Here is a 20210-nt window from a genome sequence, read left to right on the forward strand (position 1 = left end):
TGTTACTTTAAGGCCGCAGGTTAAACAAAACCTTACAAGACCTGTGGTTTTTACTTTAAGGACACCCTATGAAAACCTCTATATTCAAAAGCCTTTACTTTCAGGTCCTGACAGCGATTGCCATTGGTATTCTCCTTGGCCATTACTACCCTGAATTAGGCGCCCAAATGAAACCGCTTGGTGATGCCTTCGTTAAGCTCATCAAGATGGTCATCGCACCTGTCATCTTCTGTACTGTCGTTACCGGCATTGCAGGCATGGAAAGTATGAAAGCTGTTGGCCGCACCGGTGCGGTTGCACTGCTTTATTTTGAAGTGGTCAGTACGATTGCGCTGATCATCGGTCTTATCATTGTTAACGTGGTGCAACCCGGTGCCGGGATGAACGTCGATCCGGCGACGCTGGATGCCAAAGCGGTTGCGATTTACGCCGAACAGGCAAAAGACCAGGGGATCGTAGGTTTCCTGATGGATATTATCCCGGCGAGCGTCATTGGCGCGTTTGCCAGCGGTAACATCCTGCAGGTATTGCTGTTTGCAGTAATGTTTGGTTTTGCGCTGCATCGTCTGGGCAGCAAGGGCCAGATGATTTTCAACGTGATTGAAAGTTTCTCGCAGGTTATTTTCGGCATCATCAATATGATCATGCGCCTGGCGCCTATCGGTGCTTTCGGTGCTATGGCCTTTACCATCGGTAAATATGGCGTCGGAACGCTGGTGCAACTGGGTCAGCTAATCATCTGCTTCTACATCACCTGTATTCTGTTTGTGGTGCTGGTGCTGGGTTCAATTGCGCGCGCAACCGGCTTCAGTATCTTTAAATTCATCCGCTATATCCGTGAAGAGCTGCTGATCGTTCTGGGTACTTCTTCTTCCGAGTCTGCGCTGCCGCGTATGCTCGATAAGATGGAAAAACTGGGCTGTCGGAAGTCGGTTGTCGGATTGGTTATACCCACGGGCTACTCGTTTAACCTTGATGGGACATCAATCTATCTGACTATGGCGGCGGTGTTTATCGCTCAGGCGACCAACAGCCACATGGATATCTTCCATCAGATAACCCTGTTGGTGGTGCTCCTGCTCTCCTCAAAAGGTGCAGCGGGTGTGACCGGGAGTGGCTTCATTGTTCTGGCCGCGACTATCTCTGCGGTGGGTCATTTACCGGTTGCTGGCCTGGCACTGATTCTTGGTATTGACCGCTTCATGTCTGAAGCCCGTGCGCTGACCAACCTGATTGGTAACGGTGTTGCAACTGTCGTTGTGGCTAAATGGGTGAAAGAATTGGATACCAAAAAGCTGGATGACACGCTGAATAATCGTGCGCCGGATGGCAAAACGCACGATTTATCCTCTTAATCTCGTCACTTATGCCCGTAGTCCCTTCCAGGACTGCGGGCGTTTGCGCATAATTACCCCCTGTGCCTGAAACCGTCGATTCGGCGGCTCGGGATTTTTTCACTTCTTCCGTGACATTTTTATGTTCTCGCGGTCTAACACGAAGTGTTTTTAACGTCATATTCAGAGAGTCCTTTCGAGGGCTGTCTTTTTATTTCCAGGATAGTTGATCAGGGGTTCACATGCAGGGCACAAAAATTCGACTTTTAGCGGGCGGCTTGCTGATGATGGCCACTGCCGGCTATGTGCAGGCAGATGCGCTCCAGCCTGATCCAGCGTGGCAACAGGGCACGCTGGCAAATGGTTTACAGTGGCAAGTGTTAGCCACTCCCCAGCGTCCGAGCGACCGTATTGAGGTTCGCCTGCTGGTCAATACCGGTTCACTCACCGAAAGTGCGCAACAGAGTGGTTTCAGCCATGCGATCCCGCGTATCGCGCTGACGCAAAGCGGTGGCCTCGATGCCACGCAAGCCCGTTCACTGTGGCAGCAGGGGTTCGATCCCAAACGTCCCATGCCGCCGGTTATCGTTTCCTATGATTCCACGCTGTATAACCTCAGTCTGCCTAACAGCCGTAACGACCTACTGAAAGAGTCACTTTCTTATCTGGCAAATATCTCCGGTAAACTGAGCATCACCTCTGAAACGGTCAATCATGCGCTGAATAGCGAAGACATGGTTGCAACCTGGCCGTCAGATACCAAAGAAGGGTGGTGGCGTTACCGTCTGAAGGGATCGACCCTGTTGGGGCACGATCCCGCCGATCCGCTGAAAACGCCGGTAGACGCGTCGAAAATTCAGTCTTTCTACCAAAAATGGTATACCCCGGACGCGATGACGCTGATCATCGTCGGTAACGTTGATGCACGCAGCGTAGCTGAGCAAATCAATAAAACCTTTGGCGAGTTAAAAGGAAAACGCGAAACGCCTGCACCGGTTCCCACGCTCTCTCCGCTGCGAGCTGAAGCCGTGAGTATTATGACCGATGCGGTACGCCAGGATCGCCTGTCTATTATGTGGGATACGCCGTGGCAGCCGATCCGTGAATCTGCCGCGCTGTTACGTTACTGGCGCGCTGATTTAGCTCGTGAGGCGCTGTTCTGGCACATTCAGCAAGAGCTAACCAAAAACAATGCCAAAGACATTGGCCTCGGATTTGACTGCCGGGTGCTGTTCCTGCGCGCGCAGTGCGCGATTAACGTTGAGTCGCCGAACGATAAGCTGAACGCCAATCTGGGTACGGTTGCGCGTGAGCTGGCGAAAGTGCGTGATAAGGGACTGCCGGAAGAAGAGTTCAATGCGCTGGTAGCGCAAAAGAATCTGGAACTGCAGAAGCTGTTTGCCACCTATGGTCGTACCGATACCGATATTTTGATCAGCCAGCGTTTGCGCTCGCTGCAAAATCAGGTGGTGGATATTGCGCCTGAACAGTACCAGCGTTTACGCCAGAGCTTCCTCAACAGCCTGAGCGTTGAGATGCTGAATCAGGACCTGCGTCAGCAGCTGTCGCAAGATATGGCGTTAATTCTGCTGCAGCCGAAGGGTGAACCTGAATTCAATATGAAGGATCTGCAGGCGACGTGGGATAGCATTATGGCGCCCGTTACCGCAGCGGCAACGTCTGTTGAAACGGATGAATCACACCCTGAAGTGACGGATATCCCGCCTGTACAGTAAAGGGTATCGTAACCTGTAAGCCGGGCAAGTGAAGCGCTCCCGGCTTACCCAGTGCCGGATGCGGCGTTAACGCCTTATCCGGCCTACAGGAACAATAAATTATTGCGGCATGGCGTCGCGGGGGATAATCGCCCCACGATGCTGAATGACGGTGCTTGCCGTCAGGTGGCCGCGTTTTGCGGCTTCGGCGGCATCGCCACCGGTCAGACGGACCGCCAGATACCCGGCGCTGAAGGAGTCTCCGGCCGCAGTGGTATCGATCACTTTCTCTTTCGGCAATTTAACGGCCGGAACGTCGATCAGTTCTTCGCCTGCAATTGAAACCAGGCAAGAGTCTGCGCCACGCTTCACAACCACTTCCTGAACGCCAGCTGCGTGAGTACGGGCAATCACCTCGGCAACGGGTTTTTCACCCCACAGTGCGTCTTCATCGTCCAGCGTCAGGAATGCGATATTGGTGCATTCCAACATCTGCTGATACACCTGCTGGGTTTCTTCTTTGCTGCTCCACAGACGTGGGCGGTAGTTATTGTCAAAAATGACCTTTCCGCCGTTGGCACGGCATTCACGCAGCAATGACAGCAGCTTGTCACGGCTTGCCGGGCTTAAAATCGCCAGGCTGATTCCGCTCAGATACAAGTAGTCAAATGTCGCCAGCTCTTCGCAAACCGCGGCAGACTGCTCGCTCTCCAGCCAGAATTTTGCGGCGGCTTCATTACGCCAGTAATAGAAGGTGCGCTCGCCAGTGCTGTCGGTCTCAATGTAGTAGAGACCTGGCAGGCGGTTTTCCATGCGCTGGGTTAATGAAGTGTCTACGTTTTCACCCTGCCAGGACTCCAGCATTTGTTGGCTAAAACTGTCGGTACCCAGTGCAGTCACATAGTGTACGGAAAGTGCCGCCGCATCGACCTGACGGGCGATATAAACGGATGTATTCAACGTGTCGCCACCGAATCCGCGCTGAACGTCAGCGCCTTTCTGTGACAGCTCAATCATGCATTCGCCAATCACGGCAATCTTTCTGGACATAGTCGTAACCTGCTCTGAAAAAAATTAGCGTTAGTGTGCGCTGTGGGTGTTAAGTGGTCAACTATATTAAAACATCGTTCCATTATTTTTTTGAGCCAGCACGTGTTCTGCGTTGTTTTTGCCACTTAGTTTTTATTTTTGCGCACAGCTGAACGTAAAGTTCTTCGTCTGAGCGCCGATAACCTTTGACGAGTCCGGTCAGTCACACTCTTATTTACAGGACATCTCAGATGATAAAGCAGGTTACCCAGCAGCTCATTACGCCCGATGCGAGTATTGAAAGCTTGCTGGAAAGACGCTATTGGCTGCAGTGCGAGCGTGCTTACACCTACCAGCCAATTTACCAGACCAACGGACGGCTGATGGCCGTTGAACTGCTGACCGTCGTGAGCCATCCTGATAACCCTTCCCAACGTATTGCACCAGACCGCTATTTTGCTGAAGTGGCTGTACGGCATCGTGTTGATGTAGTGAAAGAGCAACTTCTGCAGCTTGAGCTGAAAGGGGGCTTTTTCAGAGCCAACAACCTGCTGGCTTCAGTGAATGTCGATGGGCCAACACTCATTGCGATGCGTCAGGATCCCGAAATCCTGAAAATCATTGAAGGCCTGCCGTGGCTGCGTTTTGAGCTGGTGGAACATATCCGCTTGCCGAAGGGGTCGTCGTTCGCCTCAATGTGCGAGTTCGGCCCGCTCTGGCTGGATGACTTTGGTACCGGAATGGCGAACTTCTCGGCGCTTAGTGAAGTGAGTTATGACTATATCAAAGTGGCGCGGGATCTGTTCGTCATGCTGCGCAAGACGCCGGAGGGACGTAATCTCTTCACACTACTATTACAGCTCATGAACCGCTATTGCCGCGGTGTCATTGTCGAAGGTGTTGAAACGCTGGAAGAGTGGCGCGATGTGCAAAACTCACCGGCTTTCGCTGCGCAAGGCTATTTTCTCTCTCGTCCAGTGCCTCTGGATACGCTTGAAGAGGTGATCCTGTCGCTTTGATGAGGGCGTAGTGCACCTCCTTTTCATCCTGCTGGACTATCTTTAGGACAGGCAAGGAAGGAAGTAAGGAGGTTAGACATGACGAAAACAGGTAAAATAACCATATCAGTAATAGGGGTTTTCTTGTTGTTGATCGTCGTACTCATCATTGTGATTGCGACATTTGACTGGAACCGGCTCAAACCGACCATCAACCAGAAAGTCTCTACAGAACTCAACCGGCCCTTTGCTATACGGGGTGACCTGGGCGTGGTTTGGGAACGCCAGAAGCAGGAAACTGGCTGGCGTAGCTGGGTTCCGTGGCCGCATGTTCATGCTGAAGATATCATCCTCGGCAACCCGCCGGACATTCCCGACGTCACCATGGTGCATCTCCCGCGCGTTGAAGCTACGCTCGCCCCGCTGGCACTGCTGACAAAAACCGTCTGGCTCCCGTGGGTCAAGCTGGTCAAACCCGATGCGCGGCTGATCCGCCTGTCGGAGAAAAACAATAACTGGACCTTTAACTTAGCTGGGGACGAAAACCGCGATCCTGATGCGCCGCCATCCGCATGGTCTTTCCGGCTGGATAACATTCTGTTCGACCAGGGACGTATCGCTATTAACGATAAGGTGACGAAGTCGGAGATTGAGATCCTGGTCGATCCGCTGGGTAAACCGTTACCCTTTAGCGAAGTGACCGGCGCAAAAGGTAAAGAGAGCAACGCCCGTGTCGAGGACTACGTGTTTGGGCTGAAAGCGCAAGGACGATATAACGGCGAACCGCTAAGCGGTAGCGGAAAAATAGGCGGAATGCTGGCGCTGCGTGGCGAAGATACGCCTTTCCCGATTCAGGCTGATTTCCGTTCGGGCAATACGCGCGTAGCGTTTATCGGCACGATAAACGATCCGATGAATATGGGCGGGGCGGATCTGCGGCTTAAATTCTCGGGAGATTCGCTAGGGGATTTGTACGATTTGACCGGCGTACTGCTCCCGGATACGCCGCCGTTTGAAACCGACGGACGTCTGGTGGCGAAAATTGACCCGGAAAAATCCTCTGTTTTTGATTATCGCGATTTCAATGGCCGCATTGGCGACAGCGATATTCACGGAACGCTGGCCTACACCACCGGTAAACCGCGACCCATGCTGAAGGGCGATGTGGAATCACGCCAGCTGAGGCTGGCCGATTTGGGGCCGCTGATCGGGGTGGATTCAGGCAAAGGGGCGGAACGGGCAAAACAATCTGAACAGCGCAAAGGTGAGAAGAGCGTTCAGCCAGCGGACAAGGTCTTGCCGTATGACCGTTTTGAAACCGATAAATGGAACGTGATGGACGCTGACGTGCGTTTCAAAGGACGGCGTATTGAGCATGGCAGTAGCCTGCCGATCAGCGATCTCTCCACTCATATCATCCTGAAAAATGCTGACCTGCGCCTGCAACCGCTGAAATTTGGTCTTGCGGGAGGCAGCATTGTCTCCAGCATCCATCTGGAAGGGGATAAAAAGCCGATGCGGGGGCAGGCGGATATTCAGGCGCGGCGGCTGAAGCTAAAAGCGCTGATGCCCGATGTGGAACTGATGCAGAAAACGCTCGGTGAAATGAACGGGGACGCCCGGTTTAGCGGAAGTGGAAACTCGGTAGCGGCGCTGCTGGGTAACAGCAATGGCAACCTGAAACTGCTGATGAATGACGGCTTGATCAGCCGGAATCTGATGGAAATTGTGGGCTTGAATCTGGGGAACTATCTTGTCGGGCAGATATTTGGTGATGACGAAGTGCGGGTGAACTGCGCGGCGGCGAATCTGGATATTGTTAACGGCGTGGCGCGTCCGCAGATTTTTGCTTTCGACACGGAAAACGCAGTCATCAATGTCACTGGTACGGCAAGCTTTGCGTCGGAGCAACTGGATTTAACCATCGATCCGGAGAGCAAAGGGATTCGTATTATTACTCTGCGTTCGCCGCTGTATGTTCGCGGCACATTTAAGAATCCGCAGGCTGGCGTGAAGGCCGGACCGCTGATTGCGCGCGGTGCGGTTGCTGCCGCATTAGCCACGTTAGTCACTCCTGCGGCGGCCTTGTTGGCGCTGATTTCGCCGTCAGAGGGTGACGCGAATCAGTGCCGGACGATCCTGTCACAGATGAAGAAGTGATGTCTGGCCGGATGTTTATCCGGCCTGGATTTCATGCTCAACCCAGGCCGGATAAGGTGGTTATGCCGCATCCGGCAAAAGAATTACAACGACTGATGGCGGGTTTCGTGGGTCAACAGCAGTGCAATCAGCGTCAATGCCGCCATCGATGCCAGATACGTACCAACAGCCGCCAGACCATAATTCGCCTGCAACCATGCAGCGATGTATGGGGCAACCGATGCGCCGAGAATCGACGAAACGTTGTACGAGAACGACGCCCCCGTGTAGCGCACTTCGGTCGGGAACAGCTCCGGCAGCAGTGCGCCCATCGGGCCAAATGTCAGACCCATCAGGCTTAAGCCCAGCAACAGGAAGGCGAACACCAGCACCGGATTGCCAGAGCCGAGCAGCGGTTTAAAGGCAAACAGCGCAAACAGAATGATCAGCGTGGTGATGATGAGCATGCTCTTGCGGCGACCAAACGCATCGGCCAGCAGGCCCGCCACCGGCACCATGACGCCAAAACCAATGACCGCCATCATCAGCATCCACAACACTTCATTACGCGGCAGGCCAAGCCCTACAGGCGCTGCGGCGGTACTGAACGTCATCGAATAGACGGTCATGATATAGAACAGCGTATAGGTCGCCAGCATGATGAACGTGCCGAGGATCGTCACGCGAACATGTTTTGTCAGTAGAGTACCCAGCGGGATTTTCACCTGTTTTTTCGCCGCGGCTACTTTGGCGAAAACCGGGGATTCATGCAATGAAACGCGGACGTACAGACCGATAATCACCAGCACCGCGGAGAAGATGAACGGTACGCGCCAGCCCCAGCTCATGAACTGTTCGTCGGTCAGCAGCCAGGAGAGCAGCAGAAAGGTACCGTTGGCGAAGAAGAAACCGATAGGCGCGCCCAACTGCGGAAATGATCCGTACAGCGCGCGTTTGCGCGGTGGTGCGTTTTCCGTCGCCAGCAACGCTGCGCCGCCCCATTCACCGCCCAGACCTAAACCCTGGCCAAAACGCGCCAGCGCCAGCAGCAGTGGGGCGAAAATGCCGATAGTTTCATAGCCCGGCAGCAGACCAATGACGACTGTCGAGATCCCCATGGTAAGCAGTGAAGCAACCAGCGTGACTTTACGGCCGACGCGATCGCCGAAATGTCCGAACACCGCGGAACCGATTGGTCGGGCCACAAAGGCGATAGCAAAAGTGGCGAGGGACTGTAGCGTAGCCGCGGTCGGATCCCCCTGCGGGAAGAAGATATGCGGGAACACGATCACCGCGGCGGTGGCGTAAATATAGAAGTCGAAGAACTCAATGGCGGTGCCAATGAGCGAGGCGACGACAACTTTATTGCGCGAGTTGACCGGGGTGTGTTCCTGTTCGTTGTCGAGTGTTGTGGCTGTTGCTTGCATAATATTTTCTTATTTTTGGCCGAACGAAAGGTCATATTACGCACAGCAAAAGAGACATTTCAATCTGTAACAAACTTTGAGATTGGTCAAAAACAGAGCAAAAAGGGGATAATTTTTAGGCTTGAGATTTCACTTCCATGAAATGCTTCACACAATTTAAAACTTGGATGATAAAACTGGTTTTTGGTTAAATAAAAGTTACGGGTTGGATTTATTCACTAAATCAGTGAGAGCGGGCGGCATTATAATTGCCGGATGGGGCTACGCTTATCCGGCCTACAAAAGTCTCCCGTAGGCCAGATTAGCGCAGCCCCATCCGGCCAGTTAACAAAGATTAGCGGTGTGTTTTCCCCGGCATACGCGGGTCGTCTTTGTATTCCGCCGTGGCAATCCAGGCTGCGCAAAACAGGGTCAGACGAGCGAAAAAGTAGAAGAACGCCATCAGTCCAAGCACGGAACCAAATGCCGCGCCCGACGGCGACTGCACCAGTGATGGCAGCGTATACGTCATGATCATTTTGATGACTTCAAACCCCAGCGCCGCGATAAAGGTACCGCGTATGAGCGCTTTCTTACGCGGTCGGTGACGCGGTAGCCGCCAAAAAATCCAGAAGAACAGCAGGTAGTTGGCGAAAATAGAGATGGTCAGGCCGATCAGTCGCCAGGCGGGCTTCAGCCATTCGATACCGTCGAGATACAGCGCAGAGATAATCATCTGCTGGGCGGAACCGGCGATAGAGGTAATGGACAGAGTAACAATCAGCGCAACCAGTAAGCCAATCAAGGAAACAAAATCACGCAGATATTTGACCCAAATTTTTTCCTGATCCTGCGGCGTACGTTCCCAAACATCCCGCGACTGGGCACGAATCGCTTCGCGCAGGTTCCCCATCCAGTTAATGCCGGAATAGAGCGCGATACCCAGCCCAACCAAACCTACGGTCGTACGCTGCTGAACGGCGGTATTGATGGTGTTTTTCAGCGTAGAGGCGAGCGTCGGATCGCTGACGTTCAGCAGAATCTTGCTGAAGATATCCTGCAACAGCGTAGGGTGCGAAGCGAGAATAAAACCCGCGGCGGCAAACGACACCATCAGGATTGGGATCATCGACAGAAACGAGAAGTAGGTAATGGCGGCACCAAACTGATTTCCCATACGATCGTTAAACCGCTCTGCGGCACGAATAAGATGGGCGATGATGGGCTGGCGTTGAATTTTATCGGCGAAGGTCAGCGCGGTTTTCAGCGCCTGGTTCGCTTTAGCGTTTTTCTCCGGCGCGGCGGAGGCTGGTTTATGTTCTGGCGTAGGGTGTTTTGCGTCTTGTTCCTGCGTCATCCGATCGGTTGTCCTTATTTTGTTCACTCATGACATTATAGCCTGCTCAGGGGCGCATCCTGAAAAATGGACTAATCCACATAGTCTTTCATCACGCCAGTCAGCCATTCCATAAACAGATGTACCCGGCGGGAGAGGTTGCGCCGATGCGGATAAAGCAAAGAGACTGGCATTGGCTCGGCGCGATATTGCGGCAACACTTCAACCAGCGTACCGGCGCGCAGGGCATCACGCACGCCAACGCGCGGCACCTGAATAATGCCCAGACCGGCAAGGCATGCCGCGTGATAGGTTTCGGTACTGTTTACCGTTAGCATGCCGCCGGTTTTAACCCATTGCGTGCCGTTTTCTGTCGCCACTTCGAAACCTTGCGCACGCGTTCCCAAATTGACCGAGTAATGCACCACTGCATGCGAGGCAAGATCCTCCAGGCTTTCCGGGTAACCAAAGCGGGCGAGGTATTGCGGGCTGGCGCAGTTAATCTGCGTGAGTTTCCCCAGCGGGCGGGCAATCAGCCCTGAATCTTTCAGCGTACCTACGCGTACCACACAGTCGAAACCTTCGCGGATCAAATCCACCAGGCGGTCGCTGCTGCTGAGTTCGAGTTCCAGGCCCGGATACTGATGCAAAAAGCTCGGTAAGCGGGGCATCACCAGGTTTCTTGCTACACCGACCGGCATATCAACGCGCAGCTTGCCGCTGATGCTGGACGGATCGTGATGGAACAGCCCATCCAGCTCATCCAGATTACTCAACAGATCTTTCGCGCGTTCGTAATAGATCATGCCGTCTTGCGTGAGCTGAACGCGGCGTGTTGTGCGGTGCAACAACTGCGTGCCCAGATGATTTTCCAGAGCCTGGATCTGGCGCGATACGCTACCTTTAGGAAGTCCGAGGGTGTCTGCGGCACGCGAAAAGCTCTCCAGTTCTGCGACGCGGATGAACAACTGCATTGCGTGAATTTTATCCATTCTCATGCCCTATTGTTGTTCTAAATGAAACAGTAATGCGTAGTTAGCAGTATTTATTGTTCTTCTATCACCTAATAAGCTTTGTCTCAATCTTCACAACACCTGAAATGAGGTTTCTTATGACGCAACGTATCGCATTGGTGACTGGCGGCGGCCGTGGACTCGGTAAAAACGCGGCGCTGAAGCTGGCGAGTAAAGGAATCGGTATTATCCTGACGTGGAACAGCAATGAAAAAGAAGCGCAGCAGGTTGTGGATGAAATACGCCAATCTGGCGGTAAAGCGGCGGCATTACCGTTGAATGTCGGTGATATTTCTACATTCCCTCAGTTTGTTCAACAGGTGCAGGGAACGTTACAAACGCAGTGGCAAAGTAACTCATTTGATTATTTATTGAACAATGCCGGGATCGGCATTAACGCACCGTATCCGGCATTTACTGAAGCGCAATTTGACCAACTTTTGAACATCCATTTTAAGGGCCCCTTTTTCCTGACGCAGAGCCTGCTACCGCTGATGAATAAAGGTGGTCGCATCCTCAATGTCTCGACCGGGCTTGCCCGCTTTGCGCTACCGGGTTACAGCGCATACGCAGCCATGAAAGGTGCGATGGAAGTGTTAACCCGTTATCAGGCAAAAGAGCTGGGAGAGCGCGGCATAACGGCGAATATTATTGCGCCAGGCGCAATAGAAACGGATTTTAGCGGCGGAAATGTGCGGGATAATGCGCAATTGAATGCGTACATTGCATCGCAAACGGCGCTGGGACGCGTTGGTTTGCCGGATGATATCGGCGATGCCATTGCTGCGCTGCTTAGCGATGAACTGGCCTGGATGACGGCACAGCGTATCGAGGTATCCGGCGGAATGTTCCTGTAAACCCATAAGGTGCTTATTCAATAGGTCACGGCATGCGTTGAATAAGCACTTAATGCTAGATTGTATTTTGTAACAGATTTATCCATTGTCGTAGATATTTTATTTTTAGCTAAAAATATAAAATCATATTAATTAATATTCATTGTCTCATCATGAGCGTCGAATATTAAGACTTTCCCTAATTTTCGAACCTGTTTTTGCTCCTTTGTATGATCCTTCGGGTTGAGCTGTAACTATTCATAACTTCTGCTTCTTTCTTCTCCGTCTATCGGTAAAATGGCCCCCCGCCAAATGGTGACTTCTTATTTTACCCTATGGGTAATACCCTTCCGCATGTTAAGGCTAATATCCTATTCGGATGGAGATAAATAATGCAGGTAGTAATGTTTGACAGGCAGTCAATATTTATTCATGGAATGAATGTAAGTTTGCAGCAACGTATTCCAGGAGTGGATGTTCAGGGTGTCAGTCAGGCAGATGAACTTTGGCTGATGCTGGAAGATAAACCCGAGGCATTAGTTATATTGGATGGCGACCTTGATGCTGAGTTCTGCTGTAGCTTGCTGCAACAGATAGCAGAGCGCTTTGCGATGGTGAAGGTGCTGGTGACCGCAACGGACTGCCGTAAAAAATGGCTGCAAGAGGTCACTAAACTGAACGTGCTGGCCATTGTTCCGCGCGATTCTGACGCGGAAACCTTTACGCTGGCCCTCAATAGCGTCGCGATGGGTATGATGTTTATCCCCAGAGACTACATAACCGCTACCGAAAGCGGTGGGCAAAATATCAGATTGCTCAGCGCACGTCAGCGGGAGATTTTGACCATGCTGGCCGCCGGAGAATCTAATAAACAAATAGGTCGACTGTTAAATATCAGTACCGGAACGGTAAAAGCCCATCTTGAATCGTTGTACCAGCGCCTGGAGGTAAAAAACCGTACGCAGGCGGCAATGATGTTAAACAACACCATTTACTAGGAACATATTTCACAGCCAGAATGTTTCTGGCTGTGAAATAGACACTGGCCAGATATTTTTAGCGCAAAATTGGGTAATTCCCACGCTGAATATCCACGTAATTAATACTTCCAGCTGAAACCTGTCTTTTATTTGCGTCATTTCCTTATGGATGAATGCCTCGCAGATACTCATATCTGCGAGCAGTAATGTTTCTGCCTGCATCACTGTAATTGGGGTATCAAAGGATTCATTGGCGGAGATTTCGTGCCCGTAGCCAATGACCCAGATGCCTTTTTTGTCCTGATACTTTTCCAGCGACAGGCCCTGCCATTGCTTAATAAATGCAATACAGGCGGGCGTGAAATGCGTCGAACGCAGCGGCATAATCATCTCTGTGCAAAGAGACCTATTCTAAAAAAAACACGCCGTTACGCTAGTTGCCTGACAGCCAGTATTTACCGCAAAACGACCTATGCCGTGGGCGGCTGATATTCCTGTTTTAACAGACCAAAAATCCAGTCATCGTGCCAGGTTTGATGTATCCAGTAGCTTGCGCGTAGCGTGCCTTCATGAATGAACCCGACCTTTTCCAACAGACGCCGTGAGGCTTCGTTTCCTGCGGTGACACAGGCGGTTAGCCGCCGCAGACCGCCGCTGGCAAAAGCGTATTCACACACGGCATGCAGAGATTCAGCGCCATAACCTTTACCCTGTGCCTGTGGGGCGAGCAGAAAGCCAACCTCGGCACATTCATTGTTATTCTGAATATATCCGGTCACGCCAAGCGGTGCTCCCGATGTCTTATCGCACAGGAGCAGACATAGCCAGTGTGGGCTGCCGGGATACCATTCAGGCAGGCGGGAGTCGAAGGCTGTCCGTATTTCCTCTTCAGTACGTGCGTCAGCGACAAAGCGCATCACATCTGGGTTCTGCTGTAGCGTTAAGAAGAACGTCCAGTCATTTTCTGTCAGTGGGCGGCAGAGCAGACGTGATGTTTGCAGTACAGGCACAGGCTTATCTCCAGAATAATTTTCAATGATTGTGCGGAAGTCACTGTAAAACTTATTTATTTGCTATATGAATGTGTTCTAGTCTACATCGGCACAATGTTGCGTTTAAAAAAGATAATTACATACCATGGTGAGGCCGCACGTTTTGGGTCCTTTTAGGGAAGATGATGACCAATAGCGCGTTACAAGCGACATGTACACCCTTTGAACATTGTCTGGGGATTATCCGCCAGGCGTCGGTAGAAATATTACTGCTGCTAGGCGTACATGCCGCAGAAGGCAAAGACCCACGGTGGTTTCTCGAGCAACTGGATCAGGCACGACTGAATCTGGGCGGCTGGGGGGCTGTCGCCAGACGGTTGCAGATGAATGATGCGCAATTGAGCCAGTTCACTCTGCGGCTACGTCATCTTCAACAGAGTGTACCCCAATATGAAAATGGCCAGGACGTCAGTGAAAACCAGCTGATTTCAGCGCTGCGCTTTGTGGCTTCTCTGGAACAATTACGCCAGCAACAGCCCATCCTGAAGTATCAAACCGAAATTGCACCTGTGGAGCCGGATGCTCAGATGCGGGCGCAGCGTCAACTTCGCGCAATAGAATTAACCCTCAAATCTCTGATTGCACGGGTATGGCCGGATCAACATCCTCTCAACAGCTTTCTGAAACAGCACTTTGGTGGTGAACGTCTGCGTCGCTGGCTAAAGTTGGGCGAAGGACGAGATGCGCTGGACGGTATGATGTTTAGCGAGCTGGCGCTGATGGTCGTCGATAAGAAATTATTCGTTCGCCACTTTACGCAGATTTTTAACGATACCTCAGTGCTCATGTCATTTGTTGAGCCGCGCATCACGCTACGCATGTTTTTGGATGATTGCCGCCTGGCTCGTAACTGCGTTATCGCGCAGCAGCCGCTGACGTCGGTACAACTGATGTTGCTGGACTACCAGTACCGACAGATAACTCATCCTGTGCAACGGGCATTTGAAGAACGGCGTACGCGCATTAATCCTGCGTCGTATCTGGAATCTGATGAGGCCATGGTCCGCCAGTTTTGGGAAACAGCAAAGCAAAAAGACGAGCAAGCGGGAGGCGATAAGCATGAAATCGCAGACAGTATTGATCCGCCGGAAAAGCGGGCCAAGCGCACGGCGGAAGAACGTGAACAGCTGATTTCCGGCATGTTGTGGGTAGCGGTCGGCGTGATGGTGCTGGCGATTTCGCTGGGTGCGTTCTGGTTATTTACTTCGCCAGCGCCACAGGCGTCTTCCGGACAATCCGTTGAAATTGTGCAGGAGGAACCGCGACGCGATGCCCCCAGCGCACGGGAGGCGGTGACCCGAATGGGCATCACCTGGGATGCCTTTAACATGCGGGCGGCTATCGATCGCAATGACATCCGCGTGACGTCACTGTTCCTGCAGGGCGGGATGGACTGGAAGCTGGCGTGGACGGAGCAGGCATTTTCGGCGGGCAATACTGAGGTGTTGAGACTGCTGCTGCGTTACCCTTCGCAGATGGATGAAAGCAAACCATGCCGACAGTTTATGACTACGCTCAGCCATGCGATGTCGAATGGGGCATCGCTCACTTCGCTGCATAAAAGTTATCTGCAAAGTTTTTGTTCCGTGCCTGCGGTCGTTGCGCGTCAGCAATATGATCTTGAGCAGGCCGAGCTGCGTGTTCGCGCCCAGCCAAGCCCTGAGAACAAGAAATGGCAGAAAATTCACGCCGAGCTGTACGATGCAATTAACTGACAGCCTGATGACTCAGACCGTCAGCCGCTAGGGTTCGCCATACAAACCGATGAGTCGGCGCACCACGCCATTGGTCCAGCCAAAGCCGTCCTGCAACGGATATTCCCCGCCGCCGCCTTCACGCGGCGCGGCGTCGGCTATGTGGTATTTTTCGATAAGCTTGTGGTGTTCCTGATAAAAGAGATTCACCGTTTTCAACCAGTTACGGGCAATTTCATCCCCGAGATGGTCGTCACCGTACAGTTTGAAGCCCTGGATCGCCATCCACTGCAGCGGCGCCCAGCCGTTGGGTTTATCCCATTGTTCCCCGGTTTCATGCTCTGTGGCTAAAATGCCACCGGGCGTTAGCAGGCGACTGCGAACCGCGTTAGCAAGCCGATCGGCTTGTTCATGCGTTGCCATACCGACATACAGCGGCACAATACTGGCGGCAGAGAACAGGGCCATTTGTTCGCGCCGCCAGTCGTAATCGCGATAGCAGCCGTTTTCATCGTCCCAGAGATAGCGGTTTACCGCATCACGACGATCGCTGGCTCTCTGGCGAAACAGCGCTTCCGTTTCTTTGTCACCTTTCAGCGCGGAAATATTGGCGATAGTGCTTTCCAGCTTGTAGAGGAATGCGTTCAGGTCAATTGGGATGAACTGCGTGGTGCGTATGCTGGCAAGGCGGCCTGCGTCGCGCAGCCAGCGCGATGAATAATCCCAGCCAGAAGCCGCGCCCGCGCGTAAATCCCGATACACTTCATTGGGCGGGCGACCCGAATGCTTGGCGGTCTCGACGTCTTCAAGCCATGATTCATCGCGTGGCGTATCACGATCGTCCCAATAGCGGTTAAGTAGAGAGCCGTCCGACATTCTGATCACGTGGCGGTAGGCCTGGTTGAGTACCAGGGAATCGGCGCCATCCATCCAGAACGCGTACTCCATTTTTAGATGATCAAGGTAACGACGCGCGCCGCGTACGCCATCTTCTTCAAACAGCTCCACCATCAGGGCAAAAACGGGTGGCTGTGAGCGACTCAGATAGTAAGTACGGTTGCCATTCGGGATGTGACCATAGTTTTCAATCATCCAGGCAAAGTTATCTGCCATACATTTCAGCAGATCTTCGCGGCCGCTCTCTGCCAGACCCAGCATGGTAAAGTAGGAATCCCAGTAGTAGGTTTCGCTAAAACGCCCGCCTGGCACAATGTATGACTGCGGTAACGCCAGCAGCGAGGACCAGGGAATGTGGTCCTGCGGCTCGCGCGTCAGCACCGGCCACAGTTGATCGATATGCTCTTTCAGCGAACTTTCTGGGTCAGAAACGTATTCGCTGGAGGGCGTTTCCGGGAGCCAGAAATGGTTCTCGACGAAGCGTCGCAGATCGAAGTCCCGATGGCGTTTAACCTTGCGATAACGGATTAAAATGTCCAGCGGGTCCATTTTGGGCGCACAATCAGGGAAGGTTTTACTATCCGCAAACAGTTTGGATGACTGGACGTGTTCGAACAGTTCGAGATAACGATCGGCAGGAGTTAACGCATCTGAAGCGGGAAGCCCTTCAATCATCTCCGGCTCAGGCTCCGCCTCAATCATTTCATCCAGCTTTAACTCGCACGGATCCATTTCATAAAGCAGATCGATGTCGATCGTCATTTCTTCAGAAGGGGCGTGGGGTAGTTTCTGGTTGAGCATAATGAGAAAGACCTCCGATGGACGTTGAAAGATTAAGGCTATTGCCCGGTCGTCAGTTAAGCGTAGACACTCGCTTCGGTGTCGGGTGAGTAAAGCGTGCGGTTGATCACGTTTTAATGTTGAGCAAAATTTAAAGAATCAGACTATCCCAATGAAAATAATGGATAATTCAAAGTTCTGCATGATCTGAATATATTCCATTTTCAGAGCATTCGATTGCAACGAGGTGTGAACAAAGACAGGTAGCGCCTTATCTCTATAATAGGCGCAGGCTATTCTATTGATAGTTCTCCTCCATGTAATTGCTTGATACTTATCAAAATAGTAATCCCCTTATTTCCTATGATGGTCAGGTCTGACAAAGACTGTGCATTAATTATTCTAATTTTTCTGGGTCACAATAACTCACAACGGTGAGGGTAAAATAATGAAAATCATTACCCGTCTTACCGCGATTGCCATAGCTGGCGTCGTGATTTGTTATTTTGGATTATCCGGTTATGTGTGGTATCACGATAATCAACGTAGCAAACAGGCTGATGTTCAGGCCTCTACGCTGGAAGAAAATAATAAGGTATTAGGATTTTTACGCGAAAAAGGATGCGATTATTGTCACACGCCTTCAGCTGAATTACCTTTCTATTCTTCTTTTCCTGTCGCTAAGCAGTTGATGAATTATGATATTCAACTGGGATACAAATCATTCAATCTTGAAGCCGTTCGTGCGGCGCTGGTCGCAGATAAACCCGTTTCGCAAAGCGACCTGAATAAAATTGAATGGGTGATGCAGTACGACACCATGCCGCCAACGCGATATACCGCGCTGCACTGGGCCGGGAAGGTCAGCGATACGGAGCGAGCCGAGATCCTGGGCTGGATTGCGAAACAGCGTGAGCAGTATTACGCCAGTAACGATACCGCCGCGCAGCATCGTAATGAACCGGTACAACCGATACCAGAAAGTATCCCGACCGATGCCCGCAAAGTAGCGCTTGGCTTTACGCTTTACCACGACCCGCGTATTTCAGGCGACAGCACGATTTCTTGCGCGCATTGCCACGCCCTGAATGCAGGCGGCGTGGATGGCCGGAAAACGTCGATCGGCGTAGGTGGCGCCGTTGGCCCGATTAATGCGCCGACGGTGTTTAACTCGGTCTTCAACGTTGAACAATTCTGGGATGGTCGTGCGCCAACATTGCAGGCGCAGGCAGGCGGCCCGCCGTTGAACCCTATCGAAATGGCGTCTAAATCCTGGGATGAAATTATCCAGAAACTGGATAAAGATCCGCAATTGAAGCAAGAGTTTATCGCGGTTTATCCGCAGGGATTCAGCGGGGATAATATTACCGATGCGATTGCTGAGTTTGAGAAAACGCTAATTACGCCAAATTCGCCGTTTGATAAATGGCTACGCGGCGATGAAGCGGCGTTAACTGCTCAGCAGAAACATGGCTATCAATTGTTTAAAGATAATAAGTGTGCGACCTGTCATGGCGGTATTATTTTAGGCGGGCGCTCATTTGAGCCATTGGGTTTGAAAAAGGACTTTAATTTCGGTGAGGTCACTGCCGCAGATATTGGCCGCATGAACGTCACTAATGAATTACGTGACAAGCTGCGTCAAAAAGTCCCGGGCTTGCGTAACGTTGCGCTGACCGCGCCTTATTTCCATCGCGGTGATGTGCCTACGCTCGATGGCGCGGTAAAACTGATGCTGCGTTATCAGGTGGGTAAAGAACTGCCGCAGGAAGATATCGACGATATCGTGGCGTTCCTCGAAAGCTTAAACGGCGTGTATACGCCATATATGCAGGGTAAATAACCTCTGGCGTTATCCAGCCTGACGCGTTTTGCAGGCTGGATAATTCTTCTTTACCTGGCGAGTATTTACCTCTGCTCATCCACAAATATTCCCCACAATTCTTCTACTGCTCTGGACATTCTGCCCGCAGGCCGAAACAGTCGGATATCAATGGGTATCCATAACCCGCTCTTCTGTGAAGCCGCCGCGGCGATCGTCCCGGCCTGAACGTCCGGGGCCGCCAGACTTTCCGGCAGCCAGGCAATGCCGTCCCCGGCTTTGACCATTGCCAGCAGCGTGGCGGCCAGATCGGCGGTGAATGCGATGTCCATACCGCGTCGGGCATGATTCACCGATGACGTGTTCGAGAGGATCCTCCCCAGACCGGATTCTGCAGAGAAGGAGAGAAACGGAAATTTTTTGCCCCCCGTAGCCTGCCAGAGCGGCTGATGAGAGCGGGGATCGCATTTGGAGTAAGGTAATAACATTTCTCGACCGAGACGGACGCTAAGATATTTCGTCTGATCGAGGTTGATGTGCATGTGAGGGTGGTAATAACACAGCAGAAACTGCGCATCCCCTTTTTCAATCATCCGTTCACAGGCGCTGAGCGTGTCTGACAGCAGGCGAAATGAGCCGAAACGGGCGATTTTTTCATTATTGCGCATCAGCGCCGGAAAAAATGAGAACGACAGGGAATGCGTTGCGGAGAAAATAACATCCGGTCGGGAATTTCCCGCCGCTTCGATGGTTTCATTTCTCAGGGTGTATAGCGCCCGGATCAGTTCGGGCACCTGAGCGACGAAAACTTCCCCCGCACGGGTCAGGCTGACACCACGGCGGTTACGTTCAAAAATCGGCGTTCCAAGCCACTCTTCCAGCGAAACAATGCGCCGACTGAATGCGGGCTGCGTCACATATCGGGAAGCGGCTGCGCGGGAGAAATTGAGTGACTGCGCCAGCGCAACGCAGTCTTCAAGCCAGGTGAGTTCCAGGTGATGCCGATTTTGCATTACAGCCAGCCTCTTTGGCATTAGATCAGTAAATAGGCACTGCTTAAGATGGAGAAATACAGGACGATGGCGTCCTTAAATGCTGCCTGAGTGCATTATGCCAATAATAAACCGGCATGAGTTATCACTTTTTACAGGCGCGTAAGTGCAAGCATAACTGACCAAG

At 52.1% G+C, this 20210-nt stretch carries 16 protein-coding genes; 8 read left to right on the forward strand and 8 right to left on the reverse strand.

The genetic code is table 11. The features are described 5' to 3' along the window. Positions 1–68: 68 nt before the first annotated feature. Together dctA and OGX83_RS21060 are read left to right on the forward strand one after the other, a co-directional pair. Positions 69–1355 carry a C4-dicarboxylate transporter DctC gene (gene dctA / locus OGX83_RS21055; protein ID WP_008786411.1) on the forward strand — a complete coding sequence of 429 codons (1287 nt, stop codon included), beginning with the start codon at positions 69–71 and terminating at the stop codon, positions 1353–1355. A 221-nt stretch (positions 1356–1576) separates the two neighbouring features. Continuing rightward, positions 1577–3070 (forward strand): M16 family metallopeptidase, encoded by a 1494-nt coding sequence (locus tag OGX83_RS21060; RefSeq protein WP_032945317.1) that lies wholly within the window; start codon positions 1577–1579, stop codon positions 3068–3070. A gap of 99 nt (positions 3071–3169) precedes the next feature. On the opposite strand, the gene kdgK is transcribed toward OGX83_RS21060, so the two are convergent. After that, positions 3170–4099, reverse strand: coding sequence for a 2-dehydro-3-deoxygluconokinase (gene kdgK / locus OGX83_RS21065; RefSeq protein WP_286589057.1), 930 nt, complete (start codon positions 4097–4099; stop codon positions 3170–3172). 230 nt (positions 4100–4329) lie between these two features. Here kdgK and pdeH point away from each other — a divergent pair, with 230 nt between their 5' ends. Together pdeH and OGX83_RS21075 are read left to right on the forward strand one after the other, a co-directional pair. After that, a complete protein-coding gene (pdeH, locus tag OGX83_RS21070; protein WP_008786408.1) occupies positions 4330–5097 on the forward strand; it encodes a cyclic-guanylate-specific phosphodiesterase in 768 nt (255 codons plus the stop codon). 78 nt (positions 5098–5175) lie between these two features. Continuing rightward, complete coding sequence (locus tag OGX83_RS21075) at positions 5176–7236, forward strand: AsmA family protein (RefSeq protein ID WP_048227286.1); 2061 nt, start codon at positions 5176–5178, stop codon at positions 7234–7236. Between the two features lie 83 nt (positions 7237–7319). On the opposite strand, the gene OGX83_RS21080 is transcribed toward OGX83_RS21075, so the two are convergent. The 3 genes from OGX83_RS21080 to OGX83_RS21090 form a co-directional block, all read right to left on the reverse strand. Then, on the reverse strand, positions 7320–8642 hold the full coding sequence (locus OGX83_RS21080) for an MFS transporter (RefSeq protein ID WP_003023312.1): 1323 nt from the start codon (positions 8640–8642) through the stop codon (positions 7320–7322). Between the two features lie 334 nt (positions 8643–8976). Next, complete coding sequence (gene yhjD / locus OGX83_RS21085) at positions 8977–9978, reverse strand: inner membrane protein YhjD (protein WP_032945313.1); 1002 nt, start codon at positions 9976–9978, stop codon at positions 8977–8979. A 71-nt stretch (positions 9979–10049) separates the two neighbouring features. Then, a complete protein-coding gene (locus OGX83_RS21090) occupies positions 10050–10949 on the reverse strand; it encodes a LysR family transcriptional regulator (protein WP_103014704.1) in 900 nt (299 codons plus the stop codon). A 119-nt stretch (positions 10950–11068) separates the two neighbouring features. Here OGX83_RS21090 and OGX83_RS21095 point away from each other — a divergent pair, with 119 nt between their 5' ends. Further along, a complete protein-coding gene (locus OGX83_RS21095; protein ID WP_103014705.1) occupies positions 11069–11827 on the forward strand; it encodes an SDR family NAD(P)-dependent oxidoreductase in 759 nt (252 codons plus the stop codon). A 371-nt stretch (positions 11828–12198) separates the two neighbouring features. Next, a complete protein-coding gene (locus tag OGX83_RS21100; RefSeq protein ID WP_286589061.1) occupies positions 12199–12804 on the forward strand; it encodes a helix-turn-helix transcriptional regulator in 606 nt (201 codons plus the stop codon). Positions 12805–12813: 9 nt separating this feature from the next. Here the strand turns inward: OGX83_RS21100 and OGX83_RS21105 are convergent, their stop codons facing one another. Both OGX83_RS21105 and OGX83_RS21110 read right to left on the reverse strand, forming a co-directional pair. Further along, positions 12814–13170: a glycoside hydrolase family protein gene (locus tag OGX83_RS21105; protein WP_286589063.1), complete on the reverse strand. Its 357-nt coding sequence runs from the start codon at positions 13168–13170 to the stop codon at positions 12814–12816. An 86-nt stretch (positions 13171–13256) separates the two neighbouring features. Beyond that, complete coding sequence (locus tag OGX83_RS21110; RefSeq protein ID WP_153752060.1) at positions 13257–13796, reverse strand: GNAT family N-acetyltransferase; 540 nt, start codon at positions 13794–13796, stop codon at positions 13257–13259. Between the two features lie 167 nt (positions 13797–13963). Between OGX83_RS21110 and OGX83_RS21115 the strand changes: the two genes are divergently transcribed. Further along, the gene (locus OGX83_RS21115) at positions 13964–15553 is read left to right on the forward strand and encodes an STY4199 family HEPN domain-containing protein (protein WP_008786401.1); all 1590 of its coding nucleotides are present in this window, start codon (positions 13964–13966) and stop codon (positions 15551–15553) included. Positions 15554–15580: 27 nt separating this feature from the next. Here OGX83_RS21115 and OGX83_RS21120 read toward each other — a convergent pair whose 3' ends face one another. Next, positions 15581–17230: an alpha,alpha-trehalase gene (locus OGX83_RS21120; protein ID WP_057068832.1), complete on the reverse strand. Its 1650-nt coding sequence runs from the start codon at positions 17228–17230 to the stop codon at positions 15581–15583. Positions 17231–17657: 427 nt separating this feature from the next. Here OGX83_RS21120 and OGX83_RS21125 point away from each other — a divergent pair, with 427 nt between their 5' ends. Further along, on the forward strand, positions 17658–19052 hold the full coding sequence (locus tag OGX83_RS21125; protein ID WP_003837773.1) for a cytochrome-c peroxidase: 1395 nt from the start codon (positions 17658–17660) through the stop codon (positions 19050–19052). Between the two features lie 65 nt (positions 19053–19117). Here the strand turns inward: OGX83_RS21125 and OGX83_RS21130 are convergent, their stop codons facing one another. Further along, complete coding sequence (locus OGX83_RS21130; RefSeq protein ID WP_020996067.1) at positions 19118–20044, reverse strand: LysR family transcriptional regulator; 927 nt, start codon at positions 20042–20044, stop codon at positions 19118–19120. Positions 20045–20210 lie beyond the last annotated feature (166 nt).

This window comes from Citrobacter sp. Cpo074 (genome assembly GCF_030332745.1).
GTDB lineage: Bacteria > Pseudomonadota > Gammaproteobacteria > Enterobacterales > Enterobacteriaceae > Citrobacter > Citrobacter portucalensis.

Bases quoted from the DNA above. Each gene is read 5' to 3' on its own strand.
- dctA (WP_008786411.1), top strand. From the start codon at position 69: ATGAAAACCTCTATATTCAAAAGCCTTTACTTTCAGGTCCTGACAGCG.
- OGX83_RS21060 (WP_032945317.1), top strand. From the start codon at position 1,577: ATGCAGGGCACAAAAATTCGACTTTTAGCGGGCGGCTTGCTGATGATG.
- kdgK (WP_286589057.1), bottom strand. From the start codon at position 4,099: ATGTCCAGAAAGATTGCCGTGATTGGCGAATGCATGATTGAGCTGTCA.
- pdeH (WP_008786408.1), top strand. From the start codon at position 4,330: ATGATAAAGCAGGTTACCCAGCAGCTCATTACGCCCGATGCGAGTATT.
- OGX83_RS21075 (WP_048227286.1), top strand. From the start codon at position 5,176: ATGACGAAAACAGGTAAAATAACCATATCAGTAATAGGGGTTTTCTTG.
- OGX83_RS21080 (WP_003023312.1), bottom strand. From the start codon at position 8,642: ATGCAAGCAACAGCCACAACACTCGACAACGAACAGGAACACACCCCG.
- yhjD (WP_032945313.1), bottom strand. From the start codon at position 9,978: ATGACGCAGGAACAAGACGCAAAACACCCTACGCCAGAACATAAACCA.
- OGX83_RS21090 (WP_103014704.1), bottom strand. From the start codon at position 10,949: ATGGATAAAATTCACGCAATGCAGTTGTTCATCCGCGTCGCAGAACTG.
- OGX83_RS21095 (WP_103014705.1), top strand. From the start codon at position 11,069: ATGACGCAACGTATCGCATTGGTGACTGGCGGCGGCCGTGGACTCGGT.
- OGX83_RS21100 (WP_286589061.1), top strand. From the start codon at position 12,199: ATGCAGGTAGTAATGTTTGACAGGCAGTCAATATTTATTCATGGAATG.
- OGX83_RS21105 (WP_286589063.1), bottom strand. From the start codon at position 13,170: ATGCCGCTGCGTTCGACGCATTTCACGCCCGCCTGTATTGCATTTATT.
- OGX83_RS21115 (WP_008786401.1), top strand. From the start codon at position 13,964: ATGACCAATAGCGCGTTACAAGCGACATGTACACCCTTTGAACATTGT.
- OGX83_RS21120 (WP_057068832.1), bottom strand. From the start codon at position 17,230: ATGCTCAACCAGAAACTACCCCACGCCCCTTCTGAAGAAATGACGATC.
- OGX83_RS21125 (WP_003837773.1), top strand. From the start codon at position 17,658: ATGAAAATCATTACCCGTCTTACCGCGATTGCCATAGCTGGCGTCGTG.
- OGX83_RS21130 (WP_020996067.1), bottom strand. From the start codon at position 20,044: ATGCAAAATCGGCATCACCTGGAACTCACCTGGCTTGAAGACTGCGTT.